A 14,836-nucleotide genomic window follows, 5' to 3' on the forward strand; every position below is an offset into this window, starting at 1 on the left:
CAGCGTTACATTTTAAAATTTACATAATTCAGAATGAAAAAAATATACTTCATCCTATTAATCATAGGACAATGTGTCTTTTCTCAGAATAAAATCGAAAAAGACACCACCAAATCCCAGGAACTGGAAAACGTATTTGTGACCGCTAACCGTACGGCAACTTTGCGTAAAGAAACTCCGGTTGCCATTAGCAAATTGACAGCAAAAACGATAAATGAAGCCAAAGCAACTGCGGTTTACGAAATTATCAATAAAACACCGGGTGTATTAATGGTCAATTTAGGAAACGAACAGCACATGATGTCGATTCGCCAGCCCATGACCACAAATGCTTATTATTTGTATTTGGAAGATGGCTTACCAATTCGCCCAATGGGAATTTTTAATCACAATGCTTTATTAGAAATAAATCAGTTCAATCTTCAGAGTATAGAGGTTGTAAAAGGCCCGGTTTCTTCTTTATACGGTCCTGAAGCGGTTGGAGGGACAATCAATCTGATTTCACTAAAACCACCTGTTGATCCGGAATTCAAGTTTGGAGTTCAGGCAGATAATTATGGTTACAGAAGATTTCAGGCAGCAGGCGGGGCAACTGTCGGAAAAGTTGGCTTTCATATTGCCGGAATTTCAAGTCTTCAGGAAAACGGCTGGATGACCTATTCAGATTATAACAAAGACAATCTGAATGCCAGAATCGATTACAACATCTCCCCTTCTACCCGACTGATTAGTAATACGATGTACGGAAAATATTATTCAGATATGAGCGGGAGCGTCAATGAAGAAGCGTTTAATCACAGAACATACAAAAGCACAACTGACTTTACTTATAGAAAATCAGATGCTTTAAGAACCCGATTAACCCTTGAACATGACTGGAATGATAAATCAAGCAGTTATCTTACCACTTATTTGCGTGATAATAAACTGGGGCAAAATCCATCATACGGAATAAAATGGAGCCCGACGGTAAACCCGACAACTGCCAAAGGAGAAATAAATTCGAATAACTTTAAAAGTTATGGTGCCATTGGACAGCATACCCAAAAATTTGATTTTCTGAACGCTAAAATCGTTGCAGGCGCATTATATGACTATTCTCCGGTAACCTACTGGTCTTATGTAATTGATTTAAAGGCAAATTTAAATCCGGGAGAAGCAGGAAAACAAACGGTAGATTCTTATGAAATTATTGCTGAACATCCAGATTCTAAATTAGCCGATTATACAGCAGATATTTATAATTATGCAGAATATGCTCAATTTAGTTTTAATCCATTTGAAAAATTAGTTATCACAGTTGGCGGTCGTTATGACAATATGAAAATTAATTATAACAATGCTTTGGACAATTCTACAGGAAGCAAAGTCTACGATAAAACAACTTATAAAACAGGTTTAAATTACAATCCATTTGATTTTGCAGGGTTTTATGGAAATTATTCACAAGGTTTTGCTCCTCCGGGAATTACTTCAATTTTCAGGACAAAACCCGGAACCGGCGGAACAACAGGAGTTCCTGCTGATTTTTATTATAATCTGGAACCCGCAACTTTTGATAATTATGAAATTGGCGGATGGCTTTCCTTCTTCGAAAATAAATTAAATATTGACTACGCTTTCTATTATATGGAAGGAAAAAATGAATTGTTAAGTATCAAACTTCCGGATAATTCTACCGATTATCGTTCTGCCGGAGAAACACGTCACAAAGGAATTGAATTTGGTGCTTCATACAGACCATCAAAACAATTCAATATTCGCCTTGGCGGAACTTATGCGCAACATACCTATATTGATTTTAAACTTTCAGACAAACCGTCAGATCCGGTTCAGGATTTAAATGGAAAAGAAATGCCTGCGGCTCCGAAATGGTCCGGAAATTCTGAAGCAACGTACTATCCAAACTGGCTTCCCAATTTTAGGACTTCAATCGAATGGCAGTTGGTCGGAAGTTATTACCAGGATCAAATCAATACGGTAAAATATGACGGATACAATTTGTTTAACGCCAGAATTGGCTATCAGTGGAAGAAAATTGAGATTTACGGAAATGTACTGAACCTAACAGATAAATTATATGCTTATAATGTTTCCAGAGCCAATACAACGGGTGCACAGCCAACTTATACCGCAGCAGCACCGAGAACTTTTGTTTTTGGAATCCAGTATAATTTTTCATTAAAAAAATAGCAATGAGTAAAGAAAAAAACAAAAAGATTTCTAAAAAGAAGGATTCCAAATTCATTAAAAAAATCAAGCAGCACATGTATAAGTGGCATCGTGTTATTGGTTTGATTACTATAATTCCGGTTATTTTCTGGACATTATCAGGTTTGATGCATCCGTTTATGGCACATTTTTTTAAACCTGAAATCGCTCACGATAAAATAGAACAGCAGGTTATTGACAAAAATAAGCTGCAGTTTTCGATTCAGGAAGTTTTAAAGCAAAACAGCATCAATGATTTTAAAAACTTCAGAATCGTTTCTTTCAACAATGCAACATACTATCAGGTAAAACTGATTCCCGGTGATTTATTGTATTTTGATGCTTCAAATGGTAAAAAACTGGAAAACGGTGATCAGAAATATGCCGAATGGCTTTCGCGTTATTTTCTTGACGATCAAAAAAGTCCGGTAAAAAAGATTGAAGTTGTTACCGAATTTACTTCGCAATATAAATATGTGAATCGTTATTTACCGGTTTATAAATTAAGTTTTGACCGCCCCGATGCGATGCAGATTTATGTTGAAACCTTATCCGGTAAGCTGGCTACATATAATCCGGCATCAAGACAGTTTTTTATCTGGTTCTTTGATACTTTTCATAACTGGTCTTTTATGGATGCCATTACGAACAACAGTATCCGGATTATTACTATGATTTTCCTGTTGTCGGTTATTGGATTTTCTGCTTTGAGCGGGATTTTAATTTATGGTTTGCTGTGGAAACAATTCAAGAAAACCGATAGTGCACAACCCAAAAAAGGATTGAGAAAATACCATCGCCAAATCGGGATCTGGGTTTCGCTCTTTACGCTGACATTCGCATTTAGCGGTGCTTATCACGCTACCACAAAATGGTCGCCTTATACTTTGTCACAGATGGTTTATGAACCTACATTTTCGACCAAAGAAATTCCGGTTGCCAATAATAATCTGAATCTGGACTGGAACCGTTTTGAAAATATCGGCATCATAATGCTAAACGATACTATATATTATCGTTGTCAGCTGACTGAAAAAGAGACTCGAAAATTCAGAAAACCAACAGGCGATTCTAAATGGAATAAAAAAGATTCAAAATCAGAAGTAGTTTATATTAATGCAGCCACTAATCAAATTGTGCCAGATATTGATCTACAATACGCAGAATTTTTAGCGTACTATTTTACAGACGGTACGCCAAAAGGAGCTTGTTGCGAAATGGACGTAAGTTCTGGTGAAGAACCTCATCCAGCTCTGGAAAACGTAAAATTAGCAGAATCAAAAGTTCTGACTGATTTTGAAAGCAGGGAATATGGCTTTGTCAATAAAAGACTTCCGGTTATAAAACTGACTTATGACACTCCGGAGAAAACATCCTATTTTATTGAAACAGCAACGTCAAGACTGGCGGCAGTTGTTACAACTTCGGATAAAGTAGAAGGGTATTCTTTTGCCATCCTGCATAAATTTTTATTTATGGACTGGGCAGGAAAAAATATCCGTGACCTGGCAACAGTTTTAGCGGCGCTGTCTATTTTAATCGTCAGTGTTTTAGGCTTTATTCTTTTTCTGAAAAAATAGATTAAAGGTTCTGAGGTTCTAAGATGCTGAGATACTAAGTTTAATTCTCTTAGAATCTCAGAACCTTAGAATCTTAGTATCTTTAAAAAAACTTTATCTGGGATTTTCCTCAAAGTATCTGGCTTCTATTCGCTTAATATCTTTAATCGAGCTTTTTGCCCAGGCAAGACGTTTTTCAAGGATTTCCTGTTCTGATAATTGCCACTTTATATCTGAATTCCGTAAACGGTTGGTTAGGTTTTGAATGATGATTGCTGCAGAAACTGAAATATTTAAACTTTCTGTAAAACCTACCATCGGTATTTTTAGAAAACCATCGGCTTTGTCTAAGATTTCCTGAGAAAGTCCGTCACGTTCTGTACCGAAGAATAAGGCACTTGGTTTTGTAATATCAAAATCTTCGAGCAAACAGTCATTTTCGTGAGGTGTAGTAGCAATAATTTGATACCCCTGATTTTTTAAAGTCGAAACACAATTGGTAATCGAATCAAACTGATTGATATCTACCCATTTTTGAGCACCCATTGCAATTTCTTTATCGATTCTTTTACCATAACGCTGCTCGATAATATTAAGTTCCTGAATTCCGAAAACCTCACAGCTTCGCATTACTGCACTTGTATTGTGCATCTGAAAAACATCCTCAACAGCAATTGTAAAATGTTTGGTACGATTGGCTAAAACTTTCAGAAACTTTTCTTTACGGTTGTCAGTTAATATATTTTCAAGGAATGCGAGATAATCTAAATCAGTCATTTTTGGTGTTATTTGCCGCAAAAATACTAAAAAAGAATTGTTTATAAAGTAGTGTTTAACTCCTTCCGGCTAACTGTCCTGTTATTTTCTCATCCAGCCTTTTGTATAAATAATTTACCTTTTCGACATCAATCGGTAATTTTTCATTTATAAAAACATCTCCCGTAAAGGCACTTTTTTCATTTTTAGAGTGCTTTTTCAGACGCTCGTACATTTGATCTACTTCTTCGATATAATAATCCGCATTTATAATCGTAAGAAACCGGTCTAAAATGGTTTTCATTCCTTCATTATAATTGTATATTGAAACATTTGGGTCTTTTTCAGAAAAATCATTGTAGGCCTTAAAATATTCCTCAAGAACAACCGCACCATATTGATGAAAGTCAATTTCGTCAATTTCCTGATTACTAAGCCCAAAAACATCAGCCGGAAGCAGATTTGGAACCATATGCATTCCTCTTAATTTTGAATGGGATTTTAAAACCTCAACCGGATTTCGGTAAAGCAGCACAAAAGGCAACTCCGAAAAAATGGATCGTAATTCGGCCGTTTTAAATATATGCCAGGAATCCAGTTTTATAATTAAATTCTTTTCATCCGGGAATCGTTTTTGACCTAAGATCCTGATTACCGCTTTGATAAGATCTCTTTTTTTGGCAGAATCAAACGCCTTACTCCTCAAAATCAGATCAATAATCGGAGCTTCTGCTACCACTATATTTTGTGGGGAAACGGCCAAAGATTGCGCAAGCATTGTGGAGCCGCAACGCGAAACATGAAATACAAAAGCCTTTAAGTCGGCAGAAGTCAATTGAGCGGCCCAGTCAATAAGGTTTTCCGCAGTACTTACAACCTTAAATCTTTTGGAATTAACGGAATGGCTTTGGCATTTTGACAGTGTCTCTTCAAAAAATGGCTCCAAATATCTTTTCTCTCCCAAATAAATCCACTCAAAATATATTTTATCGTCTTTTTCAATTAATTTATTGGGAATCCAGTGCAAAAGTGGATGATTGATGTTTTCCGTATTTGAAAAGGCAGTTTCAAAAGCAGCTGTATCACCTAAACTGTTTAGAATAAAAGAATAAAGTTTTTCTGTTGAAACTGATTCTGATTCTGAATCGGTTCTTATTACTAAATCGGCTTTTAGGGGAATCTCGTAGACATCACTAATTCCGGTAAAATTTTTAATCTTATTGATATCCTCATCCGGTAAAAGTGCTTTTTTATACAAGCCTTTAGGGTCTCTTTTGATAAGACTCTCTATAGAACAATCCAGAAATACCGTTTTTACGAATTTGTGCTGACTCAATTTATTTCTCAAATCCTCGTAAGGATTAATCACTGACATTAAGACAATCACATTTGACTGAACAAATTCCTGACCGAGCTTAAAAAGCCGTTTGATGTTTTTCTGTCTGTCTTCTTTTGAAAATCCCAGGTCTTTGCAAAGTGTTTTTCTGTAACTATCTCCATCGACAACTTCTACTTTGTGCCCTCTTGCTGACAGTAAATGCGCTACATTTTTGGCTAAAGTAGTTTTACCGGAACCCGACAAACCTGTAAATTGAATTAAAATCATTTCAGAATTTCTTTTATTTAATATAATATTAAAACTAAATAAATTACAAAGTCTAAACAATAAGTATAACTACGCTTTATTTCTCTTAAAAAAACAAAAACCTGTCGCGTAAGTCTTATCTTTTCTGTAGGATTGAATACATAAATTGCTATTTTTATCTTTTAATAAATAAGCATGAAAAAGAAATTAGTCATTTTAACCGGAGCCGGAATCAGTGCCGAAAGCGGAATAAAAACTTTTCGCGACAGTGATGGTTTATGGGAAGGTCATGATGTAATGGAAGTTGCCACTCCGGAAGGCTGGCATAAAAACCAGAATTTGGTACTAGATTTTTATAACAAAAGACGTCAACAGCTCAAAGAAGTGCAGCCGAATTTGGGGCATCAGATTTTAGCCGAACTGGAAAATAATTTTGATGTACATATTATTACGCAAAACGTAGATGATTTGCACGAGCGTGCAGGAAGTACACAAGTTTTGCATCTGCATGGCGAATTACTGAAAGTAAGAAGTACACAAAACAAAAACCTCATTCTGGATTGGTCAGATGATTTATTTACAGGCGATTTTGATCAGAACGGACATCAGCTGCGACCGCATATTGTATGGTTTGGAGAGGAAGTTCCTGCTCTGGAAGAAGCAATTGACATTACAGAAACTGCTGATTATTTTGCAGTGATTGGAACCTCATTACAGGTTTATCCCGCTGCGGGACTTATTTCGTATACTCCGGCTACAACTCCGGTTTTTTATATTGACCCAAAACCTATTTCTATTCCGAATATTAGAAACAAAGTAGAAACAATTGCCAAATTTGCCTCGACAGGAGTTGCCGATTTAAGAGAAAGATTGTTTGAATTAGAACAGATAAAATGATTTTTGAAAGCTGGTTAACCTATTTATCTCAGTACAATTTATTTGTGTTGTTTGTTTTCTTTTTGATTGAAAACGCAGCATTGTTTTATCTTTCAATTTTAATTGGAAAAATTCTGGAACCTGAAAATACAATACTTCATCGCACTGATATTAAATGGCTTGTTTCAACAGTGATTTGCAATACCTTTATAACCTTATTGGGATATGAATTATATCTTTACGGAATTCTGAAAATAGATTTTTCACCTTCTGCTATTTTCCTGATTTTAGATACTCTGCTATTGATTTTATTAATGGACTTTTTTATGTTTTGTTTCCATTATCTGGTACATCATTTAAAATGGTTTTATCCTATCCACAAACTTCATCACACCCATGTAGAGACCAGCGTTTACAGTTTATTTGTACTTCATCCGGTAGAAACTTTTGGTTTTGGTTTTATATGGCTGTTTTTGATTTCTGTTTTAGAACTCAATTATATTAGTATTATTATTTATCTGATTTTAAATTTATCATACGGAATTTTCGGTCACTTAAAAACCGATATTTTTCCACATTTCTGGTACAACAACTACTTTACAAAATGGATTTCAACAACAAAATTTCATTCTAATCACCACAAAAACGAATCTCGCAATTATGGTTTTTATTTTACGATTTGGGATAAAATCTTCAAAACCACAATTTAAATCACAATATAGAGGCATAATAACTTCTAACTAGCTTTCAGAAGTTTTAACAATACCTTATATTTGCACCTTTCGAAAAAACAACAAAACAATGACTACTCTAAACGAATTGAATGCTATATCGCCAATCGACGGAAGATATAGAAATAAAACTCTTTCATTAGCACCTTTCTTCTCAGAAGAAGCCCTGATTAAATACCGTGTTTTGGTTGAAGTGGAATATTTTATTGCTTTATGCCAGATTCCGTTACCTCAACTAAAAGATGTGAATTCAAATTTATTTGACAGTTTGCGTAACATCTACAAAGACTTTTCTACTGAAGATGCCCTTTGGATCAAAGAAACAGAGAAAGTTACCAATCACGATGTAAAAGCCGTTGAGTATTTTATTAAAGATGCTTTTGAAAAACTGGGTTTATCTCAACACAAAGAGTTCATTCATTTCGGATTAACCTCTCAGGATATTAATAACACTGCAATTCCGCTTTCTACAAAAGAAGCTTTTGAGCAGGTTTATATGCCAACTTTAATTTCTTTGATTTCTAAATTAAAAGAATTAAGCACAGAATGGAAAGACATTCCAATGTTGGCGCGTACACACGGACAACCGGCGTCTCCTACCCGTTTAGGAAAAGAAATCCTGGTTTTTGTAGAGCGTTTGGAAGAACAGATGAGATTGTTGTTCAATATTCCGTTTGCTGCTAAATTTGGCGGAGCAACCGGAAACTTCAACGCGCATCATGTAGCGTATCCTCAGATTGACTGGAAACAATTTGGAAATAAATTTGTTGAAACTGATCTTGGTTTACAACACTCTTTTCCAACAACACAAATAGAGCATTATGATCATTTTGCAGCATTTTTTGATGCTTTAAAAAGAATCAACAATATCATTATCGATTTAGACCGTGATATCTGGACTTATGTTTCAATGGATTATTTCAAACAAAAAATCAAAGCGGGCGAAATCGGATCTTCTGCGATGCCGCATAAAGTAAACCCGATTGATTTTGAAAATTCTGAAGGAAATTTAGGAATGGCAAATGCTATTTTTGAACATTTGTCAGCTAAACTGCCAATTTCGAGATTACAGCGTGATTTAACAGACAGTACAGTTCTTCGTAATATTGGCGTACCTATTGGCCACACTATTATTGCTTTTGAAGCGACACTAAAAGGTTTAAATAAATTATTGCTTAACGAATCTAAATTTGCCGAAGATTTAGAAAGAAACTGGGCAGTGGTAGCAGAAGCAATTCAGACTATTTTGCGTCGTGAGGCATATCCAAATCCTTATGAAGCCCTAAAAGGTTTAACAAGAACAAACGAAGCTATAGATAAAAAAGCAATTCACAATTTTATTGCGACTTTAGATGTTTCTGATGCCATCAGAGCCGAATTAATGCAAATAACTCCTGCTAATTACACAGGAATTTAAATAAAACCTAAAATATTTTGTCAAAAAAAGCTATCTTTATCGGGATAGCTTTTTTTATTAATTATTTTGAGCAAAACTAGCCGGATTACTTCACAGATCTTTATTTTGATAAAAATCAGTTGAATTTTCATTTGAAATGAAAAGCTTTTTCTTAAAATTTGATTTTTAAGTAAAGCCTGATCAGAAAGCTGGTTAAGCTCCTGAACAAAAATACCACTTTATGATTGCCTTAAACGCCGCTGCAGAAACTACACACCATTTACAACCTTTGATCAGCGACCTTGGATTAATTCTGATGACCGCCGGAATTGCGGTACTCCTATTTAAAAAAATGAAGCAGCCTTTGGTTTTAGGCTACCTGATTGCCGGTTTTCTTGCCGGAAATCATTTTGATTTTTTCCCCTCGATATCAGATATGCACAGCGTTGAAGTCTGGGCAGAAATCGGTGTAATCTTTTTGCTTTTTAGTCTTGGTCTGGAATTTAGTTTTAAGAAATTAGTAAAAGTAGGCGGCACTTCTTCGATTACGGCAATTACGCAGATCCTCTTTATGACCTTTATTGGCTATTGTGTCGGGCAATGGATGGGATGGGGAAAAATGGACAGTATTTTCCTTGGGGCAACACTTTCTATTTCCTCTACAACCATCATTATTCGTGCATTTGATGAACTCGGCGTTAAAGGAAAAAAATTCGTCGGAATCGTTTTTGGCGCTTTGATTGTCGAAGATATTGTGGCTATTTTAATGCTAGTGTTATTATCGACAATTGCAGTTAGTGACCAGGTTTCAGGAATGGCTTTATTACAATCTGTTTTAAAATTAATCTTCTTTTTGATTATATGGTTTTTAGGAGGGATTTTTATTATTCCGACGATTTTAAAGAAAGCCAAACATCTTTTAACTGACGAAATGTTACTGATTATCTCGTTAGCACTTTGTCTGATGATGGTCATGTTTGCTGCCAATGTCGGGTTTTCTCCTGCCTTAGGAGCTTTTATAATGGGTTCTATCATTGCAGAAACTACTCAGGCAGAAAAAATAGAGCATTTAATTCAGCCTGTAAAAGATTTATTTGGTGCTGTTTTCTTCGTATCGGTTGGAATGTTAATCAACCCGGAAACTTTAGTTACCTATGCCCTTCCGGTATTAATTATTACGCTTTTAACTATTTTCGGAAAAGCATTCAGCTCTTCAATTGGGGCATTACTTTCAGGTCAGCCGTTAAAACAATCGGTACAAACCGGAATGAGTTTAGCACAGATTGGCGAGTTCTCTTTTATCATTGCCACTTTAGGAATGACACTAAAAGTAACCAGCGATTTTTTATACCCGATTATTGTTGCCGTATCTGCTATCACAACCTTTACAACTCCTTTCTTAATTAAATATTCAGAAGCATTTGCTTTGGTTTTAGAAAAAAAAATGCCCAAAAAATGGGTCAAAAATATCAATCGTTACAGCGTAAATGCACAAGCCATCAAATCGGTAAGTACGTGGCAACTGGTATTTCGTGCGTCTATAACCCAGATTATACTTCATACCATTATTATCACGGCGATTATTTTATTGTCTTCTAAATTTGTGGCTCCGCTTGTTGCCGATACACGATTTGGCAATACATTGGCCGCTTTGATCACACTTGCTGCTATTGCACCGTTTTTATGGGCATTATCATTACGTCGTGTAAAAGTCGAAGAAGTGGAATCTTTATGGGAAGAACGCAAATACAGGGGTGCCTTATTGATGCTGATCCTGATCAGAATGAGTCTTGGATTATTCTTTGTTGGATTTTTACTGAATATTTTCTTTTCGCCTTTGGTAGCCTTTATAGCCCTGATTATTGCCATTGGAGCTTATCAGCTATTTCCAAAAAGACTGAACGAACAATATCACCGAATTGAAAATCACTTTCTGAAAAACCTCAACGATCGCGAAAACAAAAAAATCGACCGACGATATGCAAATTTAATGCCCTGGGATGGTCACATGTCTTTTTTTGATATTGGAAAAGAATCTAATCTGGCAGGAAAAACATTAGAAGAGCTCCGTATACGTGAACAAATGGGAATCAATATTGCTTATATTAAACGAGGGGATGTTATGATTTCTATTCCAATTAAGACCGAACGTGTTTTTCCGGGAGACGAAATTTGTGTGATCGGTACCGACGCCCAGATTACGGAATTTAACAAATACCTTATTCAAAACGAAACCGAAACAGCAAAAGCGGTTCAGGACCCTGAAATAATATTACGTCAAATGGAGATTTCTGACGAAGAATTTATGCAAAAAAGTATTGGTGAGTTTAGGACCAAAAGCGGAGGAATGGTTGTTGGTATCGAAAGAAACGGAAACCGAATCCTAAATCCCGAATCACATTTGATTCTCGAAAAAAACGATATCCTTTGGGTTGTAGGTGATAAAAAGAAAATGAACTCCTCGCTTAAAACCTAGCTGGTTTTAAGTAATAAAAAAGCTTCTGAAATTCTAAAAAACTTAGAATCTCAGAAGCTTAATATTTTAGCAACTTAAAAGAAGATTATTTATTCGGCTGCGGTGTCATACGCAAATACGGTTTAATCGGAGTATGCCCTTTTGGAAATTTAGCCGGAATATCGCTATCCGGAATCGCCGGAGCAATCACTACATCTTCTCCGTCTTTCCAGTTTGCCGGAGTAGCAACGCTGTAATTTGCCGTCAATTGCAAACTATCGATAACACGAAGTAATTCGTCAAAATTTCTTCCTGTAGAAGCCGGGTAAGTCAGCGTTAATTTGATTTTTTTATCAGCACCGATAACAAAAACAGAACGAACCGTAAATTTATCACTTGCGTTTGGATGAAGCATATCATACAGATTTGCGACTTTTTTATCTTCATCTGCAATAATAGGGAAATTAACCTCTGTATTCTGAGTTTCATTAATATCCTTAATCCATTCCAGGTGAGAAGCTAAACCATCTACACTTAGTGCAATCACTTTTGTGTTTCTCTTTTTAAATTCCGGAACATAGTTCGCTACAGTTCCTAATTCAGTGGTACAAACAGGAGTAAAATCTGCCGGATGCGAAAATAAAACACCCCATGAATCTCCAAGCCATTCATGAAAATTAATTGGTCCCTGTGTGGTTTCTGCATGGAAGTCCGGAGCTATATCGCCTAATCTTAATGTTGACATAATTTATATTTTTTAGTTCCTCTAAAATTAACTAAAAAATGCATTAAGAAAACAATCAAAATTCAAAAAAAACGTTAAATTCTATTTTCTCTATCTAATTACTATTTTAGGCTAAATAAAACTGACAGCAAAGTACCAGATAGCAAGTGTTATAAAAGAAACCGGTATTCCGAAACCAATCATCATACTGCTTAATTTCGGCTTTAAACCATATGTCGATGCCAGAATTGCACCTGTAATCATTGGAGCCATCGCCATTTCCATAAGTGTAATTTTAATCGCTTCAGAATGTTGTTTCAGAATAAAAACATATAAAACTAAAATTATAAAGGGTGCGAGGATTAATTTGTAAAAAAGCCCAAGGCGAAGAAACTTCCAGTGTTTGCTTTTTCGGTCAAACGTAAGCTGTAAGCCAACAGAAAGCAAAGCCAATGGCGTTACAAAACTTCCTAATTTCAATAAAACAACTTGCAGGTTTTCATCAAAATCAAACTGAAAAATATTCATCAGACAGGCAAAAACAAAAGTAAGGAACGGCGGAAAAAGAAGCACTTTTTTTAAAATGCTAAAAGTATCAGGACTTCCTTTTGAATAAAAAGCGGCAACGAAAACGCCCAAAGTGGAAACAACTACAAAAGTTCCGGGCTGATCTACCAAAACAGCCGTTTCTAACCCTTTTTTTCCAAACAGAGCTTCAATTATGGGATATCCAAGAAACGAAGAATTGCTTAATCCTGCCGTCAGAATCAGACAGCCAATCAATTTATTAGACCAGCCCAGTCGTTTTCCTAAAAAATGAAAAAATATAAAAGCCAGTATAAAAGTGATCCAGCCCGATGCTATCGGAAACAGTAAATCATTATTCCATCTTATTTTTGGAATGTGAAATAAGGTGATCGCCGGTAAACAAATGTAAATGACAATTTTGTTTAAAACCTTATATATATGGATAGGAAATTGTTTTACTTTCTGCAGAAGCAAACCTAAAAACAGAAAGAAGAATATTAAAATAAAGTTGTTCATATCAATGGTTCATGACAAAAGTAGCTATTTATTTTTAGTACTTAGTGATTAGTTACTAGTGATTAGTGGTTAGTTACTAGTAATTAGTCACTAGTAATTAGTGGTTAGTTTTTTAGTACTTCGTTATCAGTAAATTTGTGTAAAAGAAGATTCATTAAGTTCTGTAAAATACTCTCAATTACTTCCAGAAACTACCCACTCTAAGACTAAGGACTAATCACTAAGGACTAAATATTAAAAACAAAAAAACGTTAAAATTATTTTTTGTGTCATAAAACCTAGTATATTTGTAACATATTTTATTACAGTATGATTTCAGGTAAATTTGCCATAACGATTCACATTCTTACTTTGCTGCATAAATTTCCAAACGATTATTTGTCGTCGGAGTTTATTGCGGGGAGCATTAATCTAAATCCGGTTTTGGTTCGAAAAGAAATTGCCAACTTAAAATCGCATCATATTGTAGAAAGTAAAGAAGGAAAAAATGGCGGAACAAAATTGGCCGTAAATGCTGCTGATCTGACTTTAAAGCAAATTTTTGAAATGACTTTTGAAACCATCGGTTTAGGTTTTGCTAAAAATCAACCCAATCCTGATTGTCCTGTTGGAAAAAAAATCAATCAGAATCTGGAAGCTTTATATAGTGAAATGAACCAAAAAGTCAGTGCCCAACTGGAATGTATTTCTTTGGAAGATTTTTCGAATCAATTTTGAAACTATTTTTTTAACCAAAACTGTAACATTTTTTATTACTAAATAAATTTATATATTATGAAAATCGCAATCATTGGAGCAACAGGATTTGTAGGCTCAGCTATTTTAAACGAATTATCTTCAAGAAATCAGGAAATTACTGCTATTGCCAGAAATCCAAAAGATTCATCAAATGTAAATTGGGTAAGTGCAGATATTTTTAACATAGATGCTTTGGCAGAAGCTATTAAAGGGAATGATGTTGTGATTTCTGCGTATAACTCAGGATGGACAAACCCGAACATTTATGATGATTTTATTGCAGGTTCCAAAGCAATTCAGGAAGCGGTAAAAAAATCCGGTGTAAAACGTTTTATCACCATCGGTGGTGCCGGAAGTTTATTTGTTGCTCCGGGGTTACAGGCTGTTGACACTCCGGATTTCCCAAAAGAATATCATGCAGGTGCCAGTGCTGCCAGAGATTATTTGAATATTCTAAAAGAAGAAAAAGATCTGGACTGGGCATTTTTTAGCCCTGCTTTTGAAATGCATCCGGGAATCACAACCGGAAGAACAGGAAACTACCGTTTAGGCTTAGAAAATCCGGTTTTTAATGATGAACAAAGAAGTATTCTGTCTGTAGAGGATTTAGCGGTTGTAATTGCTGATGAAGCAGAAAACCCAAAACACCATCAGGTAAGATTTACGGCAGCTTATTAATCAAGTTGCTAAGGTTCTAAGCTACTAAGTCGCTAAGTTTTTAGCTATTGGTAATTAGCCTTCTTAATCAATTTAAAAAATTA

12 protein-coding genes are annotated in these 14,836 nt (G+C 35.2%); 8 read left to right on the forward strand and 4 right to left on the reverse strand.

Going from position 1 to position 14,836, the window contains the following annotated elements; translation table 11 throughout:
* Positions 1–33: 33 nt before the first annotated feature.
* Entirely contained in the window at positions 34–2,193 is a 2,160-nt protein-coding gene (locus DCO46_RS06835) for a TonB-dependent receptor (protein WP_116751817.1), read from the forward strand.
* Positions 2,194–2,195: 2 nt separating this feature from the next.
* Positions 2,196–3,791 carry a PepSY-associated TM helix domain-containing protein gene (locus DCO46_RS06840; RefSeq protein ID WP_116751818.1) on the forward strand — a complete coding sequence of 532 codons (1,596 nt, stop codon included), beginning with the start codon at positions 2,196–2,198 and terminating at the stop codon, positions 3,789–3,791.
* 93 nt (positions 3,792–3,884) lie between these two features.
* Here the strand turns inward: DCO46_RS06840 and DCO46_RS06845 are convergent, their stop codons facing one another.
* Positions 3,885–4,547: a TrmH family RNA methyltransferase gene (locus DCO46_RS06845; protein ID WP_116751819.1), complete on the reverse strand. Its 663-nt coding sequence runs from the start codon at positions 4,545–4,547 to the stop codon at positions 3,885–3,887.
* A gap of 55 nt (positions 4,548–4,602) precedes the next feature.
* Positions 4,603–6,132 (reverse strand): adenylyl-sulfate kinase, encoded by a 1,530-nt coding sequence (cysC, locus tag DCO46_RS06850; protein ID WP_243416271.1) that lies wholly within the window; start codon positions 6,130–6,132, stop codon positions 4,603–4,605.
* Between the two features lie 174 nt (positions 6,133–6,306).
* Between cysC and DCO46_RS06855 the strand changes: the two genes are divergently transcribed.
* From DCO46_RS06855 to DCO46_RS06870, 4 genes are all read left to right on the forward strand, one after another.
* Entirely contained in the window at positions 6,307–7,008 is a 702-nt protein-coding gene (locus tag DCO46_RS06855) for an SIR2 family NAD-dependent protein deacylase (protein WP_116751820.1), read from the forward strand.
* Positions 7,005–7,697 (forward strand): sterol desaturase family protein, encoded by a 693-nt coding sequence (locus DCO46_RS06860; RefSeq protein ID WP_116751821.1) that lies wholly within the window; start codon positions 7,005–7,007, stop codon positions 7,695–7,697. Before DCO46_RS06855 ends, DCO46_RS06860 begins: the two co-directional genes overlap by 4 nt.
* A gap of 91 nt (positions 7,698–7,788) precedes the next feature.
* Positions 7,789–9,135, forward strand: coding sequence for an adenylosuccinate lyase (purB, locus tag DCO46_RS06865; protein WP_116751822.1), 1,347 nt, complete (start codon positions 7,789–7,791; stop codon positions 9,133–9,135).
* A gap of 220 nt (positions 9,136–9,355) precedes the next feature.
* Positions 9,356–11,590, forward strand: coding sequence for a cation:proton antiporter (locus DCO46_RS06870; RefSeq protein WP_116751823.1), 2,235 nt, complete (start codon positions 9,356–9,358; stop codon positions 11,588–11,590).
* A gap of 85 nt (positions 11,591–11,675) precedes the next feature.
* Here DCO46_RS06870 and DCO46_RS06875 read toward each other — a convergent pair whose 3' ends face one another.
* Complete coding sequence (locus DCO46_RS06875) at positions 11,676–12,314, reverse strand: peroxiredoxin (protein WP_116751824.1); 639 nt, start codon at positions 12,312–12,314, stop codon at positions 11,676–11,678.
* Positions 12,315–12,425: 111 nt separating this feature from the next.
* Positions 12,426–13,337 (reverse strand): AEC family transporter, encoded by a 912-nt coding sequence (locus tag DCO46_RS06880; RefSeq protein ID WP_116751825.1) that lies wholly within the window; start codon positions 13,335–13,337, stop codon positions 12,426–12,428.
* A 309-nt stretch (positions 13,338–13,646) separates the two neighbouring features.
* On the opposite strand from DCO46_RS06880, the gene DCO46_RS06885 reads away from it, so the two are divergent.
* Complete coding sequence (locus DCO46_RS06885; protein ID WP_116751826.1) at positions 13,647–14,054, forward strand: RrF2 family transcriptional regulator; 408 nt, start codon at positions 13,647–13,649, stop codon at positions 14,052–14,054.
* Positions 14,055–14,111: 57 nt separating this feature from the next.
* On the forward strand, positions 14,112–14,753 hold the full coding sequence (locus tag DCO46_RS06890; protein WP_116751827.1) for an NAD(P)-dependent oxidoreductase: 642 nt from the start codon (positions 14,112–14,114) through the stop codon (positions 14,751–14,753).
* Positions 14,754–14,836: the final 83 nt, after the last annotated feature.

Source organism: Flavobacterium sp. HTF (genome assembly GCF_003105115.1).
GTDB lineage: Bacteria > Bacteroidota > Bacteroidia > Flavobacteriales > Flavobacteriaceae > Flavobacterium.

What these genes read in the sequence shown, in the direction of transcription:
- DCO46_RS06835 (WP_116751817.1), top strand. Translation starts at nt 34, where the DNA reads ATGAAAAAAATATACTTCATCCTATTAATCATAGGACAATGTGTCTTT.
- DCO46_RS06840 (WP_116751818.1), top strand. Translation starts at nt 2,196, where the DNA reads ATGAGTAAAGAAAAAAACAAAAAGATTTCTAAAAAGAAGGATTCCAAA.
- DCO46_RS06845 (WP_116751819.1), bottom strand. Translation starts at nt 4,547, where the DNA reads ATGACTGATTTAGATTATCTCGCATTCCTTGAAAATATATTAACTGAC.
- cysC (WP_243416271.1), bottom strand. Translation starts at nt 6,132, where the DNA reads ATGATTTTAATTCAATTTACAGGTTTGTCGGGTTCCGGTAAAACTACT.
- DCO46_RS06855 (WP_116751820.1), top strand. Translation starts at nt 6,307, where the DNA reads ATGAAAAAGAAATTAGTCATTTTAACCGGAGCCGGAATCAGTGCCGAA.
- DCO46_RS06860 (WP_116751821.1), top strand. Translation starts at nt 7,005, where the DNA reads ATGATTTTTGAAAGCTGGTTAACCTATTTATCTCAGTACAATTTATTT.
- purB (WP_116751822.1), top strand. Translation starts at nt 7,789, where the DNA reads ATGACTACTCTAAACGAATTGAATGCTATATCGCCAATCGACGGAAGA.
- DCO46_RS06870 (WP_116751823.1), top strand. Translation starts at nt 9,356, where the DNA reads ATGATTGCCTTAAACGCCGCTGCAGAAACTACACACCATTTACAACCT.
- DCO46_RS06875 (WP_116751824.1), bottom strand. Translation starts at nt 12,314, where the DNA reads ATGTCAACATTAAGATTAGGCGATATAGCTCCGGACTTCCATGCAGAA.
- DCO46_RS06880 (WP_116751825.1), bottom strand. Translation starts at nt 13,337, where the DNA reads ATGAACAACTTTATTTTAATATTCTTCTTTCTGTTTTTAGGTTTGCTT.
- DCO46_RS06885 (WP_116751826.1), top strand. Translation starts at nt 13,647, where the DNA reads ATGATTTCAGGTAAATTTGCCATAACGATTCACATTCTTACTTTGCTG.
- DCO46_RS06890 (WP_116751827.1), top strand. Translation starts at nt 14,112, where the DNA reads ATGAAAATCGCAATCATTGGAGCAACAGGATTTGTAGGCTCAGCTATT.